This is a genomic window from Superficieibacter electus (assembly GCF_002915575.1).
Classification (GTDB): Bacteria; Pseudomonadota; Gammaproteobacteria; order Enterobacterales; family Enterobacteriaceae; genus Superficieibacter; species Superficieibacter electus.
Genome location: NZ_PQGD01000017.1, coordinates 39,429 through 52,548, shown reverse-complemented (window position 1 = coordinate 52,548; position 13,120 = coordinate 39,429). Strand labels below are relative to the sequence as shown.

13 protein-coding genes are annotated in these 13,120 nt (G+C 50.8%); 3 read left to right on the top strand and 10 right to left on the bottom strand.

The window, feature by feature from the left end; translation table 11 throughout:
• Window positions 1–6: 6 nt before the first annotated feature.
• Window positions 7–396 carry a YraN family protein gene (locus CHU32_RS19660; protein ID WP_103676688.1) on the bottom strand — a complete coding sequence of 130 codons (390 nt, stop codon included), beginning with the start codon at window positions 394–396 and terminating at the stop codon, window positions 7–9.
• The gene (locus tag CHU32_RS19655; protein ID WP_103750916.1) at window positions 354–2,507 is read right to left on the bottom strand and encodes a penicillin-binding protein activator; all 2,154 of its coding nucleotides are present in this window, start codon (window positions 2,505–2,507) and stop codon (window positions 354–356) included. Before CHU32_RS19655 ends, CHU32_RS19660 begins: the two co-directional genes overlap by 43 nt.
• A 61-nt stretch (window positions 2,508–2,568) precedes the next feature.
• Here CHU32_RS19655 and rsmI point away from each other — a divergent pair, with 61 nt between their 5' ends.
• On the top strand, window positions 2,569–3,432 hold the full coding sequence (rsmI, locus tag CHU32_RS19645) for a 16S rRNA (cytidine(1402)-2'-O)-methyltransferase (RefSeq protein WP_103676686.1): 864 nt from the start codon (window positions 2,569–2,571) through the stop codon (window positions 3,430–3,432).
• 66 nt (window positions 3,433–3,498) lie between these two features.
• On the opposite strand, the gene CHU32_RS19640 is transcribed toward rsmI, so the two are convergent.
• The 7 genes from CHU32_RS19640 to CHU32_RS19610 form a co-directional block, all read right to left on the bottom strand.
• Window positions 3,499–4,272: a DeoR/GlpR family DNA-binding transcription regulator gene (locus CHU32_RS19640; protein WP_103676685.1), complete on the bottom strand. Its 774-nt coding sequence runs from the start codon at window positions 4,270–4,272 to the stop codon at window positions 3,499–3,501.
• A gap of 111 nt (window positions 4,273–4,383) precedes the next feature.
• Entirely contained in the window at window positions 4,384–5,427 is a 1,044-nt protein-coding gene (gatD, locus tag CHU32_RS19635) for a galactitol-1-phosphate 5-dehydrogenase (protein WP_103676684.1), read from the bottom strand.
• A 45-nt stretch (window positions 5,428–5,472) separates the two neighbouring features.
• A complete protein-coding gene (locus CHU32_RS19630; protein WP_103676683.1) occupies window positions 5,473–6,849 on the bottom strand; it encodes a galactitol-specific PTS transporter subunit IIC in 1,377 nt (458 codons plus the stop codon).
• A 4-nt stretch (window positions 6,850–6,853) separates the two neighbouring features.
• Window positions 6,854–7,138, bottom strand: coding sequence for a PTS galactitol transporter subunit IIB (gene gatB / locus CHU32_RS19625; protein ID WP_103676682.1), 285 nt, complete (start codon window positions 7,136–7,138; stop codon window positions 6,854–6,856).
• Between the two features lie 29 nt (window positions 7,139–7,167).
• On the bottom strand, window positions 7,168–7,632 hold the full coding sequence (gene gatA, locus CHU32_RS19620; RefSeq protein ID WP_103676681.1) for a PTS galactitol transporter subunit IIA: 465 nt from the start codon (window positions 7,630–7,632) through the stop codon (window positions 7,168–7,170).
• 18 nt (window positions 7,633–7,650) lie between these two features.
• Complete coding sequence (gene gatZ / locus CHU32_RS19615) at window positions 7,651–8,922, bottom strand: tagatose-bisphosphate aldolase subunit GatZ (RefSeq protein WP_103676680.1); 1,272 nt, start codon at window positions 8,920–8,922, stop codon at window positions 7,651–7,653.
• Window positions 8,923–9,043: 121 nt separating this feature from the next.
• Window positions 9,044–9,898 (bottom strand): tagatose bisphosphate family class II aldolase, encoded by an 855-nt coding sequence (locus CHU32_RS19610; protein ID WP_103676679.1) that lies wholly within the window; start codon window positions 9,896–9,898, stop codon window positions 9,044–9,046.
• 291 nt (window positions 9,899–10,189) lie between these two features.
• Between CHU32_RS19610 and CHU32_RS19605 the strand changes: the two genes are divergently transcribed.
• The gene (locus tag CHU32_RS19605; RefSeq protein ID WP_103676678.1) at window positions 10,190–10,609 is read left to right on the top strand and encodes a bleomycin resistance protein; all 420 of its coding nucleotides are present in this window, start codon (window positions 10,190–10,192) and stop codon (window positions 10,607–10,609) included.
• Window positions 10,610–10,659: 50 nt separating this feature from the next.
• Here the strand turns inward: CHU32_RS19605 and CHU32_RS19600 are convergent, their stop codons facing one another.
• Window positions 10,660–11,547 (bottom strand): LysR family transcriptional regulator, encoded by an 888-nt coding sequence (locus tag CHU32_RS19600; RefSeq protein ID WP_103676677.1) that lies wholly within the window; start codon window positions 11,545–11,547, stop codon window positions 10,660–10,662.
• A gap of 384 nt (window positions 11,548–11,931) precedes the next feature.
• On the opposite strand from CHU32_RS19600, the gene CHU32_RS19595 reads away from it, so the two are divergent.
• On the top strand, window positions 11,932–13,107 hold the full coding sequence (locus tag CHU32_RS19595; protein ID WP_103676676.1) for an enolase C-terminal domain-like protein: 1,176 nt from the start codon (window positions 11,932–11,934) through the stop codon (window positions 13,105–13,107).
• Window positions 13,108–13,120 lie beyond the last annotated feature (13 nt).

The window sequence follows — 13,120 nt, the reverse complement described above, 5'->3', positions numbered from 1 at the left end:
TCAGGTTTATTCGCCAAAGGCGTTTTTAAGCCATTCGATGTGGCTGCCGTCGCAGGCTACCACATCAAACCGGCAATCCACAGTATCAAAACTCCCATTCTGACGGGCGAGCCACCAGCGGGCAGTCTGTAATAATTTATGTTGCTTACTTCGGCTCACGCTGGCCGCCGCCCCGCCATAGCGTGTGCTGCGGCGGTAACGGACTTCGATAAACACCGTTACCGCCCCGTCACGCATGATAAGGTCAATCTCACCGCCGCGCATCCTGACGTTGGCCGCGACAAAACGCAGCCCTCTGTTTTCAAGCCAGCGACGCGCGTTTTGCTCCCACGCGTCGCCGGTTTGCTTACGGGTTAATTCGCCGGAACAACCTGTCCTTGTTGGTATTTGAGCCATGATAACTTCCTGTTAATCACACAATCGCTGTTGGCGGTCAGATCGCCGGTGTTGCCGCTGATTTCAAAACCTGGCATCTGGCGCATCTGCGAGAAATGATTTGCCAGTGACCAGGCGTCTGCGCCCATGGCATACAGGCGCGCCAGCGAGTAATCATTACGCACCGAAGCCAGCGCTTGCTGCATCAATGCCGGATTACTGCCTGCCAGCATTGGGATTTCGCTATATTGCAGACCTTCCATTTCCAGACGGAAATCCGGCCCGGCCGTTCCCTGGGCGCTGCGCGAACTGGCGTACAGCGTAACGCCACTCTGGCTACCGTTACGCATGGCAATCATTGGTTTGATAAAGCCAATTTCTTCCGGGGTGGCGAGGATATAAGCCGCGTCCACGCGACCGCCGGAGATTTCTGCATCCGTCGGCGGCGTCGGGATAGCTAATCCGGCAGCCGCGACGTTCTGCGGCTGAGGCTGGCTGACGTTCACCGGGCTACCAGTTAACGCAATGCCCGATCCGCCGTTGATGCCGCCACGCAGCTCGGAGGCAGAGCCAAATTTCTGTTCCAGTACCGTGCCGCCACCCTGTTTTTGCCACTCATCGGCAAAGGCATTTGCTACCCGGTCGCCCAGCCCGCTACGCGGGATCAGCACCAGCGGAGACAACTTGCCCTGCTGGTGGATAAAGCGTGCAGCATCACGCGCTTCATCTTCCGGCGAAAGCGCGAAATAACAGATATTAGGACGGTTTTCTACCGCTTCAGGCTGGTTGAGTGCCAGCACATTGAGTGCGGTATTGCTCTTTACCACCTCATCAACATCATTCTTCAGCAGCGGCCCGACCACGATGCTGGCCCCGTCCTGCTGAACCTGCGTCAGGATCTGGCTGAGCGGCTGTGAGGTGGTGTCATAGATTTTCAGCTCAGCTGAAGGACTGGCCGGGGTGGTAACCGTTTGTGGTGCAGTAGCTGGCTGGGCAGGTACTGCATCGGGAGCCTGAACCGGCGCGTTCTGCTGCGCCGCTGGTGTCGGGGCAGGCGCTGCGCTTTCTGCCGTCGGAGCCTGAGTCGCTGCAGCGGCCTCATTACCGGGTGCCTGAACCGGCGCGGCGGCCTCGTTGCCGGGAGCCTGTACCGGTGCCTGCTGTGCCGTTGTCAGATCGTTAACCTCCGCCTGTGACGGGCTGACAACACCGTTATCTGTTGAGGCTGCCTGAGCAACCTGCTGGGGTACCGCGCTTCCATCGACCTGGGTTGCTCCATTTTTTGCGGCCTCAAATCCCTGCTGAATCGTACGGCCATAGATAGCCGCCTGCCCGTTTAACGGCAGCAGCAGAGCGATGCGGTTGACCGAAGCCGGTTTAAAATTCTGCACATTCGCCAGCTGAGACGGTAGCATTTTGGCTCCCGGATTCTGCGGGTAGCGCTTCTGCCAGTCAGCAATCCCGGCTTTCATCATGTCCGGATCGTTACGGTTGTCAAACCAGACGCGCTGTAAATCCAGCCAGCCTTGCAACACATTTTCATCCGCGTTGATCACCAGCGCCTGTGCCTGGTCCGGCGTCATTGAAGAGAGCGCCTGCCAGGTCGCGTCGATATTGGCCTGCTTTTCTTTTGCGGCCAGCAACGGCTCCTGCGCAATTAACGCGCGCAGTAATTCCAGCGAAGGCCGTCCCTGCAGAGCAATAATCTTCATCTGCCAGATCCGCGCCTGCTGGTTTTTATCAAAATCTGCCGGGTTTAGTTTACTGAGCATCGCCTGCGCGCCCGGGTAATCCTTCTGTGCCAGCTTCACATCGACTTCCAGTAAAGACTGCTCGCGACGCTGTGCATCGCTGAGCTGCTGCGGTAGCTGGTTAAACAGTTCCATCGCCTGCTGGCTCTTGCCCTCTTTTAGCAGGGCACGAATGGCGAGTAATTGCCAGTTGGTCTTGCTATCATCTGAGCTTTGCTGCATCTGCTGCAGGTAATAGCCGGAATCAGCCTGCGCTGTCCCCTCAAGGTGGGCCGTGCTCTGATCGGGCGTTTGAGTGCCACAACCAGCGAAAATCAGGGCTGCCAGAATGACCGGCAGGCCGCGTGCGGCTTTCGAACGAAGAAGCGTTGACAGTACCATACTGTATCCAGTGATATTTTTATTCGATGCTCAATATTAAATCGGCAATACGGACTAAACAATGAAACAACACCAATCGGCGGATAATTCTCACGGTCAGCTCTATATTGTACCGACTCCCATCGGTAATTTAGCTGATATTACGCAACGTGCGCTCGCCGTGTTGCAGGACGTTGACCTGATTGCCGCAGAAGATACGCGCCATACCGGCCTGCTGTTACAGCATTTTGCGATAAACGCCCGGCTTTTTGCCCTGCACGATCACAATGAGCAGCAAAAAGCCGAGACGCTGGTCGCGAAGCTCAAAGAAGGGCAAAACATCGCGCTGGTCTCTGACGCCGGAACGCCGCTGATAAACGACCCCGGCTATCACCTGGTGCGTACCTGCCGCGAGGCGGGTATCCGCGTGGTGCCGTTGCCCGGCCCGTGTGCCGCCATCGCTGCGTTAAGCGCGGCAGGCTTGCCTTCCGACCGTTTCTGCTATGAAGGATTTCTGCCCGCTAAATCAAAAGGTCGTCGGGATGCATTAAAGGCGCTGGAAGAAGAGACCCGCACGCTGATTTTTTATGAATCCACTCACCGTCTGCTGGAAAGTCTGGAAGATATCGTGGCCGTTCTGGGCGAATCCCGTTATGTGGTGCTGGCACGCGAGCTGACCAAAACCTGGGAGTCCATCTATGGTGCTCCGGTCGGTGAATTGCTGGCATGGGTAAAAGAAGACGAAAACCGCCGCAAAGGTGAAATGGTGCTGATTGTCGAAGGGCATAAGGCCCAGGAAGATGCGTTACCTGCTGACGCGCTGCGCACCCTGGCGCTGTTGCAGGCCGAGCTACCGCTGAAAAAGGCGGCGGCGCTGGCGGCTGAGATTCACGGCGTGAAGAAGAATGCGTTGTATAAGTATGCGCTGGAGCAGCAGGAAGGGTGAGTTCGTTTTAATAATGGATGTCATATCGTGATTTCTGGTCGGGCAGCGCTGCCCGACCAAAAGACGTTACACTACCTTCAATTCCACGTGAGTGTTTTCCAGCGCCAGACGGTCTTGTGCACTGATGCTCTCATCGGTGATCACGCAGTCAATTTTCTCCATCGGCAGGACCTGGTTAAATCCGCGACGATTAAACTTGGTTGCGTCAAGTACCGCTACGACCTTGTGTGCCGCTGCCGCCATTACGCCGCTGATAGAATAACCTTCGTTAAACGTCGTAATGCCGTTGGTGGCGTCAATGCCGTCGGCTCCCACAAACATCAGATCGGCGCTAATCCCCTGTAACGACCGCTCCGCAATGGTCCCATGCATGGAATGCGTTTTATGACGTACCGTGCCGCCACACACCACCAGCGTAATATCTTTATTATCTGAAAGGGTAAACGCCGCAGGCAGGTTATTCGTAATCACAGTGATGTTAGTATTTTTTGCCAGCGCTTCCGCTACCAGTAGAGTGGTACTCCCGCTATCAAGTAGGACTGTCATCCCTTCTTCAATCATCGCCGCGGCAGCCTGAGCAATACGTTTTTTTGGATCGCTTGCAAGTTGATAACGCTCCTCCAGAATCACTTCCTGATTGTCGCTTTCAATTAAATTGCTACCAGCTCTGGCCGCACCACCATGAAAGCGCGTGACTAAGCCTTTATCTTCCAGTAAACGCAAATCGGCACGGATGGTGACTTCAGAAATACCAAAGGTATTCGAAAGATCCAACACCAGCACGCTGCCTTGCGTATTAACCAGATCGACGATTTTATTCCTTCGCTCAAATGAGTTCATATTAATTTGCCTGATGATTAGCTGACTTTATTTTAATCGAAGGGTAGTGAAAGGTGAACGCCAATCTTCGAAAGTAAATGTGAGCCAGCTCAGGTTGCTGGCTCGTATTGTTTAAGCGAAATTAAGAATAATCTTACCCTGCATAGGTGCTCCATTAAGTGCCTGTACTTCTTTGGCGAAACTTTCCGCATTTCCAGCATGTGCTATCAATGGCTGAAGTTTGAGTTTTTTCTCGCTCAACAGGCGTGCAGCCGTTTCCCATTCTTCACCGGGCCATGGGCCGGAGTAATTCATCCAGCTACCCAGTACGGTAAGCTCTTTACGCAAAATTTGCCCGAATACCACCGACGCGAGCGTAAGGTCATGATGCAAGGTTCCCACCAGCGCCAGCTGTGCGCGTGGGCCTGCAATTTCAATCCCCAGCGAAACCGTTTGTGGCGTACCTGCTGTTTCCAGAACCAACTGATCAAATTGCTTTTCTGTCAGTGCAGACTGGATTTCTGCGCCGCTCATCTCCCGGCTGTTAAATACCTGATCCGCACCTAATTCTTTTGCCAGCGCCAGCTTCTGCGGGTTGATATCAATCGCCGTCACGCTTTTAGCACCTAATTCGCGCGCGCACTGGAGTGCCAGCAGGCCGATGGTTCCTGCCCCTACAATAATTACGTTTTTACCTTCACAGCCTTGTGCCAGATGAAACGCATGTAGCCCGACGGTAATGGGTTCAATAAACGCCCCATCAGCAATAGGCACAGAGGCCGGAAGACGGAACAAATTAGCACGCTTCACTACCACATACTCCGCATTCCCCCCTTCGCTACGCGATCCGACAAACTGGTACTGTTTGCACAGTGAAAAATAGTGCCGCTGGCATTGTGGACAGTTAAAACAAGGCAGTAGTGGGACACAGGCTACCGCATCGCCCGGAGCCAGATCGGTAATACCTGCTCCGCAGGATTCGACGTAGCCGCTAAATTCATGGCCCAGGGTTATAGGATAATAGTGCGCACCGTGGGCGAAAATACGCGGAATATCTGAACCGCATAAACCTGAGCTGGCGACTTTTACCAGAACGTCGTCATCGGCTTCTGGCTGCGGCACGGGACGTTCTTCAACGCGTACGTCTCCCTCAGCGTGGATCACCACTGATTTCATAAAATCCTCCAGAAATGTAAAGGGGAGCGAAGGCTCCCCATAAGATTAAGAAGCGGTTGGACTCTGTTGTTGCGCGGCAGCGGCTTTTTCTGCCGTGGCAAAGTTGCGTGCTCTGCGCCAGGTAAGCAGAACGCCAAGGACATAAATAATGGCGATGACGGTGAAGCCCACAATATTCTGCCAGGTGAAAAGCTGGATCAGCAGCCAGGTAATCGGCGAGCCGCCCTGGTCCATGGACGCCACCATACCCCCTGCTTTCAGCGCACCCGCGTTAGCAGCAAGCTGAGTATGCAAACCGATAGTCTGAGTGGCGATCCACAGCGTGATGCCCATAATAATGACGCCAGAGATCAGCGTGCGGAACAGGTTGCCCTGGTGGACTGCTACTGCCATTGCCACAAAGAATCCGATGGTCGCCAGATCGCCGAACGGTAACACCTGGTTGCCTGGTACCACGACCGCCACCAGAATGGTTAGCGGAATAAAGATCAGGCTGGCAGAGACGACGGAGGTATGGCCGAGCAACAATGCCGGGTCCAGACCAATCAGGAATTCCTGGCTACCAAACTTAGCCTGTAGACGTTTACGCGCCTGCTTCGCGATAGGAGTAAGGCCATCCATAATGGGTTTAATCACGCGCGGCATTAACAGCATGACCGCCGCTGTTTTCACCGCCAGTTGCAGAACACCTTTCACGTCGTAGCCCGCTAAGAGACCAATAACAATCCCCATAATAAAGCCAACGGTTACGGGTTCGCCAAATGGACCAAAGCGTTTCTGCACGTCATCAGCACTGAAGTGAATACGGTTAAGGCCCGGGATCTTATCAATGATAAGATCGACCAATACGGCAATTGGACCAAGATAAGCCGAGCTACCGTGCGGTATGGCGATCCCCTCAAGACCAAAGTAATCCCGCGTGTCTTTGGCAAACCAGTCGCCCAATTTGTAGACAAAGGCCGCATGAAGAACCACGCCCAGAATGCCAATCCAATACGATCCGGTTGCCAGGTGCAGCATGGCTCCGGTGAAGGTCATGTGCCAGATATTCCAGATATCAACGTTGACTACGCGGGTCATTCGCGTGACCAGCATCAGGACGTTAACGCCAATAGCAATAGGGATCGCGACCAGCGCAATTTGTGACGCCCAGGTCATCGGAGACGAACCCGGCCAGCCGATATCAACGACGTGCAGGTTAATCTGGAACTGCTCCGCCATGGCTTTTGCAGCTGGTCCGATGGAATCAAGCATCAGGCCGATAACCAGCCCTATCCCTACAAAACCAATCCCGATGTGTAAACCGCCTTTAAAACAGTCCCCGAGTTTCATTCCCAGTAGCTTTGAGAAAATAATGATCACAATCGGCAGCATTACCGTTGGACCTAAGTCGAGGATATAACGCATTATTTCGCTAAACATAACGTTACCCCACGAGGATGCTCAGGATTTTTTGCTGCAGCGCTTCAATCCCTACGCCAGAGATAAAAGGCATACCGTGAACTACCGGAATATCACCAAACGTGCGATCAACTTTTGCCGTTGTGCAAATAAGATCCACGCCATCCATATAGGTTTCAATTTCATTAACCCGGCACTGGACCAGATCCAGCGTAATATTATTGGCTTCACATAATTCTTTAATTTCTTCCGCAGCCATTGTTGAGGTTGCAACCGCACCGCCACACGCCACAATTACTTTACGTTTCATAGGGTATTCCTTTTATTATCAGTATGTTGTTAGACCTGAGCGCAGGGCTCAGATTCCAGGATCGTTTTCCGAAATAACTCACCAAGTTCGCTATCTGAAGCAGCGAGCAGACCGTCAAGCGTTTTCGGATTTTGCAGTTCACTAAATAATCGACGCAGCAGTTTCAACTGTGCATTCGGGTTTTCAACAATCAGCGCGATGATCAACGAAACGGCAATTTCTCCGTCATCATCCGCGCGTTGAAACAGCACCGGCGTATCCGGTCGAATCAGGTAAATAGCAGGTGACTTTGCATGCACCGCCTCGCAGTGGGGGATCGCAACGGCATGGCTTTCCAGTGCAATGCCAGTCGGGAAATTCGCCTCCCGCTCAATTAGCGCAGACGGGTAGGTTTCATGTACGACGCCTTTCGCAAGCATCTCTTGCCCAATATGTTCCAGTGCCTGCTGACAGGAACTGAAATTAATGGCGGTGCGAACAAACAATTGGCTCATAAATCCTCTTTATGGCGGTCAGGCAACTTCAGAAGAACAACCGTAGCGGTAAGCACGTAGGACATCCTGGATCTTGTCGAGGATGAGAGCGTGCGGCGTAGCGGTAAGTTCGCTCATAGCCAGGCGATCAAATTGCACTGGCATATACTGGCTAATAAGGCCCAGCGGTAGGGTGGTAGCGCTGAGATTTGCCACTAATTTTTCTACGCTCTGGCGGATACGTGGATGCGGCCAGTAGTAACGAATACGGTCAGAAAGGCTAAAGTGAATATCGACCATCGCCTGACTCCAGGTGGGGCGATAATATTTTTTCCAGTAGCCCGGCTCGTTCAGCATCACTTCATCAATCACATCGAGCACCTGGCTGCGGTTTTCCGGCGCGATCAGTTCGTTTTCCATTTGCGCAAGGGCGAAGATGGCTTCTCGTAACGCGAACGTCAGGGCGGGTCCAACTTTCAGGATGGCGAAGTGATCGTGAACCAGTGCACGATAGGCATAGCGCGTCTGATAGTCCGTTGAGTGGGCCTCATAAACCATCGGCGTGTCTTTAACCCAGCGGGACAATGCCTGCGCATCTTGCGGGCGATAATGAATAATCTGGGTATGATCGAACTCGACGCCAGGCTGAACTACAATCGCGATGACCCGCTCAAGGGCTTCATCAAGACCCAGTGCTCTGAATGCTATCTGATGGGTTTCGAGCGTGCGGGCTGCATCTTCGGCACGCGTAACGTGGACGGTACCAATGGTGCTTGCTTCACCGCCGGGGACAGGAACTTCTGTACCAATGACATAGGTCAGATGACGTTTTTGCTCGGCGGTAGCAGTTTGTTCAGCGACCAGGCAAAGCCGTGCGGCACGTTCTGCGACAACCACCGGGTCCAGTGGTACAGGGTCATCGGCACAGGACATTGAAGCATCAAGATGAATTTTGCTGAAGCCAGCCGCCACGTAAGCGCGAATCAATTCAAGCGATTTTTCCATCGCTGTCTCGGCGCTTTCACTTTGCCAGCAGTTGGGGCCGAGATGATCTCCTCCAAGGATAATGCGTTCATGCGGGAACCCTACTTCATCCGCAATTTTATATACAAAGTCCCTGAAGTCAGCAGGTTGCATGCCAGTATAACCACCGAACTGGTTAACCTGATTGGATGTTGCTTCGATTAACACTTTATTTGACGTCTGTAAGTCGAAGCGTAGAGCCGCTTCAATCACCAGCGGATGCGCAGAGCAAACGGAACAGATACCTGTATGCTTACCCGCTTTATGGTTAGAAATAATTTCTTTCATTTTTATCTCCGTTTACTTATTTTTATTTTCATAATCTTTTGAAAGCTGAGCAAAGAGAAAGTACAGCATTCGTGATCGTGGTCGTAAAAAATCGCTGCAGTCCTTCTTCTTGCCGTACGGTTTACAGTTTTCCTTCACAACCGCAGTCGGCGATGACCTTCTTCACTACCGCTTTCATGGCTGTTTTTGCTGGAACCATGTAATGGCGCGGGTCGCTGGCTTCGGGATGGGCGAGGAAATACGTTTTTAGCGCGTCAGAAAAGGCGATTTTGAGTTCAGTAGCGACGTTAACTTTGCAGACGCCGCGGGAGATGGCTTGCCTGATATCACTCGTGGGAAGGCCGGATGCGCCATGCAGTACTAGCGGCACATCCACAATGCTGCGGATTTCCGATAATCGTTCAAAATCGAGTTTGGGTTCTGCACAATAGAGACCGTGAGCGGTCCCAATTGCCACCGCCAGTGAATCAATACCGGTTCTCTCTACAAACTCCCGCGCCTGCTGCGGGTTGGTATAAAGAGCATCTTTACCGTCTACCATCAGGTCATCTTCCTGACCCCCCAGACGTCCCAATTCGGCTTCAACGCTGACATCGTATCGGTGGCAGTAATCCACAACACGTTTAACCAGCGCCACGTTCTCGTCAAAGGGCAAATGAGAACCGTCAATCATCACCGACCGTACACCAGCAAGAACTTTCGTTTCGATGTCAGTAATTTTTTCGTGATGATCCAGATGGATCGCCAGCGGCTGATTAAATTGACCAGCCAGCGCACCCGCGATAGCGACAATGTTTTCGCTCCCCGCGTAGCTAAACGTGCCAGGTGTACCCGCGACAATCAAGGGAGAATGCAGCTCGGCTGCTGTCTCAACAACCACCTGCAATGTCTCAAGGTTGTGGATATTAAATGCCGGTACTGCATAGCCTTCACACTGCGCTTTTTGCAGCATCGCTTTGGTTGATATGACGTACATCTTGCCTCCGAAAACTTTCGTTTTATCGATGTGAAAGAAAATATAGGGTTTTGAAGATCTTTTTTGTGATAAAGATCTAATAACGAAAATTATCGAAAGTAAAAGTAATGATGTGAAGATATGGCGAGATGACGTTAGACGCTGGCGTATCAGCAGAATAGATGCCTGAAGGAAGAGGTAGGAGAGCGCTGGCAGGATAATGGGAACAGGAGAAGAATATGGTTTCCAGAAGATGGCGACTACGCATCTATGATTTAAAATATGCTCCGTCAGCCTAAAAGGTCACAAGCAATGACAGATCAGAAAGAAACCTACTGGAACCGAATGGTTCCTGAACTGACCGTAACAGATTTTCCCGCCTCCTTGCGCTTCTATGTCGATGTGCTCGGTTTTACCGTCATGATAAGGCGCAGCGTACCTGATTTTGCTTATATCTGCCTTGGCGAGGCGCAACTGATGCTTGAGGCGTATCACACTCAAGGATGGAACACAGCAGAGCTGGTCAGGCCGTTGGGAAGAGGGATTAATTTCCAGATTGAAGTGGATGATGTTGAGGAGATTCGGGCGCGCCTGGCTGCACATGATGTCCCGCTTTACCGGGAACTTCAGGATAATCACTACAGCGTTGGTGAAACAGTCGCCTGCCAGAGAGAATTACTGGTGCAAGATCCTGATGGCTATCTATTGCGGTTCAGTCAGTATATTGAGTGACAGAACGTCGCCTGGCTGGCGCAGACTGGCAAGATGTTTTAACGAATTCATTAGACCACGATATGCTGGAACAGAGTTTTCTTTATGAGATTGAAGGCTTCATTATCATTGTCTTTCCGATGAATAATATACATATGATTTGATAAATTCTGTTCTGTCTCTAATGGAATATATTTAACGTTATCAAGTTTAAATGCCGAGGCGCTTTGGGGAACCACCGCCAGCCCGAATCCGACATTGACCAGAGAAAGGATATTGACGGTATTAGATTCATATTGCACATATTCAGGCTTTACCTGCTCAACCTCAAAAGCATGAGTCAGTAAATCATAGAATGGCTTCCAGGCGACTGAGTACATTATGGTCGACTGGTTATCAAAATCCTTCAGCCGAAGCGACGCTCGTGAAGCCAGTGGATGCTGTCGTGGCACCGCAGCGACAAAGGTTTCATCTACGCAAAGCGTACTATCCAGCGCATCGTTATCCGGAACAACGCGTACAATACCAAGGTCGATCTGGTGATTAATAACCGCTTCGACCTGCTGAAAAGTGGTTGATTGTTGTAGCGAAATATTAATAAAAGGGAATTCATCTTTCAGTATAGAAAGTATCGGCGGTAAGAAATGATAGAATGCGTTGGCAACAAAGCCGATAGTAACCGATCCCACCTCGCCACTGGCGACCCGCCTGGTATATTGTTCAATGCGATGAATATGCTCAATCAATTCCAACGCTTCCTGATAAAATGCTTTTCCTGCTGCGGTTAGCGTGACGCTGCGTTTATCTCTGATCAGTAATATAGTGTCTAAATATTGCTCCAGCAGTTGTATTTGCCGTGTTAATGGGGGCTGACTCATATGCAGTGAATGTGCCGCGCGACGGAAACTTAATTCAGTCGCGACAGCAATAAAACATCTTACCTGATTTAAGTTTAACATAGCTGCTCCGGACAAAATTCTTTTGCATGTGGCCAATATTCTGCTGAGTAGCGTAAAAATTTGCACGGAATTTTTACGTGCAGGAAAATAAAACTACAATAATGTGATTGATGTCATAAAAAGTGTAAAAGACCCGATGCATAGCAGAATCTGGTAGTTCTTTGATTTTTTAATTTTTTTTGCCCGGGTTTAACAGCGCTGAAAATTTTTATGTGAGTCAGGTTTGCTTTTTAGCATAAAATTATTATCGACTGATATCTTTTTTATATCAGGTAATGCTTTCTCTAAAATTGACACTAAATATCATCAGAATCATTCTACATCGTAACCGGTGGATGACATTATTCACCTGATGTTTAAGCTATATTTATTCGGGGAAAAAAGATGCCAGTAATTGAACGCGTAGAAGTTATTGATTTTAAATATGACGTAAAAGATATGGGTTCTTCTTTTACTAATGCTCATAATCACGTCGGATATGTGAAAGGTTCAACGCTTTCATTATCAAAATACGCCATTGTCGTGGAATGTTCCGACGGCTCACGAGGTGAATATGTCGCATTATGGGGTGGTACCCGACCTGCGCTGGCACAGACGCTCATGCTGGCAGGCGATTTAACCGGTCGTGATTCGGATCAACGAGAAGCGTTCTATACCGAATGGAATCGTCGTCTTTGCCATATGGATCATATGGGGCAGGGTCCGGTCGATATTGTGCTTTGGGATCTTGCTGGTAAGCAGGCAGGCAAATCCATTTCCCGGATGATTGGTCAATACCGTAATAAGTTACCTACCTATGCCAGCACCTATCATGGCGATGAGGGCATGCTGAACGATAATAAAGCCTTTACTGATTTTGCGCTGCAATGTTACGAGATGGGCTACCGCGCGTTTAAACACCATGGCTGGTTTGATGGCGACGCGCAGAAAGAAGCGTCGCTAATCCTGGCCCTTGGCGAAACGGTAGGCGATAAGATGAAGTTAATGTACGATGCGGCCTCCGATCTGAAAACCTTTGCGGATGCGCTTTATGTAGGTAAAGCCTGTGACGATGCCGGGTTCTTTTGGTATGAAGATCCTTATCGGGATAATTCGCTTTCCGCTTTTTCGCATAAAAAGCTGCGCTCAATGATCAAAACGCCGTTGCTCATTACTGAACATGTTCGGGCACTGGAAGCAAAATGCGATTTTATCATGGCAGGGGGGACGGATTTTGTTCGCGTCGACCCGGAATATGACATGGGGATCACAGGCGCATTAAAAACCGCTCATATGGCGGAAGCATTTGGTCTGGATGTTGAAATTCACGCCCCGGGTCCTGCGCATCGCCAGCTCATGGCCAGTATCAGGAATACCAATTTTTATGAAATGGCCGAGGTCGGACCCAAACTGGGTAATATCTTACCGCATTGTTATGCCTGTGGTTACCAGGACGAACTGGATTCCATCGATGAAAACGGCTGCGTAACGGTTCCGGATGGCCCGGGTCTGGGGGTCACCTATGACTGGGACTGGATTAATTATCACGCTACCGATCGTTTTGTGTTTGGCAAAAAGTAAATGGTACTCGTGA

Coding starts and splice junctions, on each gene's coding strand:
- gatB (WP_103676682.1), bottom strand. CDS start 7,138: ATGAAACGTAAAGTAATTGTGGCGTGTGGCGGTGCGGTTGCAACCTCA.
- CHU32_RS19610 (WP_103676679.1), bottom strand. CDS start 9,898: ATGTACGTCATATCAACCAAAGCGATGCTGCAAAAAGCGCAGTGTGAA.
- CHU32_RS19655 (WP_103750916.1), bottom strand. CDS start 2,507: ATGGTACTGTCAACGCTTCTTCGTTCGAAAGCCGCACGCGGCCTGCCG.
- CHU32_RS19660 (WP_103676688.1), bottom strand. CDS start 396: ATGGCTCAAATACCAACAAGGACAGGTTGTTCCGGCGAATTAACCCGT.
- CHU32_RS19630 (WP_103676683.1), bottom strand. CDS start 6,849: ATGTTTAGCGAAATAATGCGTTATATCCTCGACTTAGGTCCAACGGTA.
- CHU32_RS19595 (WP_103676676.1), top strand. CDS start 11,932: ATGCCAGTAATTGAACGCGTAGAAGTTATTGATTTTAAATATGACGTA.
- gatA (WP_103676681.1), bottom strand. CDS start 7,632: ATGAGCCAATTGTTTGTTCGCACCGCCATTAATTTCAGTTCCTGTCAG.
- CHU32_RS19605 (WP_103676678.1), top strand. CDS start 10,190: ATGACAGATCAGAAAGAAACCTACTGGAACCGAATGGTTCCTGAACTG.
- CHU32_RS19600 (WP_103676677.1), bottom strand. CDS start 11,547: ATGTTAAACTTAAATCAGGTAAGATGTTTTATTGCTGTCGCGACTGAA.
- gatZ (WP_103676680.1), bottom strand. CDS start 8,922: ATGAAAGAAATTATTTCTAACCATAAAGCGGGTAAGCATACAGGTATC.
- rsmI (WP_103676686.1), top strand. CDS start 2,569: ATGAAACAACACCAATCGGCGGATAATTCTCACGGTCAGCTCTATATT.
- CHU32_RS19640 (WP_103676685.1), bottom strand. CDS start 4,272: ATGAACTCATTTGAGCGAAGGAATAAAATCGTCGATCTGGTTAATACG.
- gatD (WP_103676684.1), bottom strand. CDS start 5,427: ATGAAATCAGTGGTGATCCACGCTGAGGGAGACGTACGCGTTGAAGAA.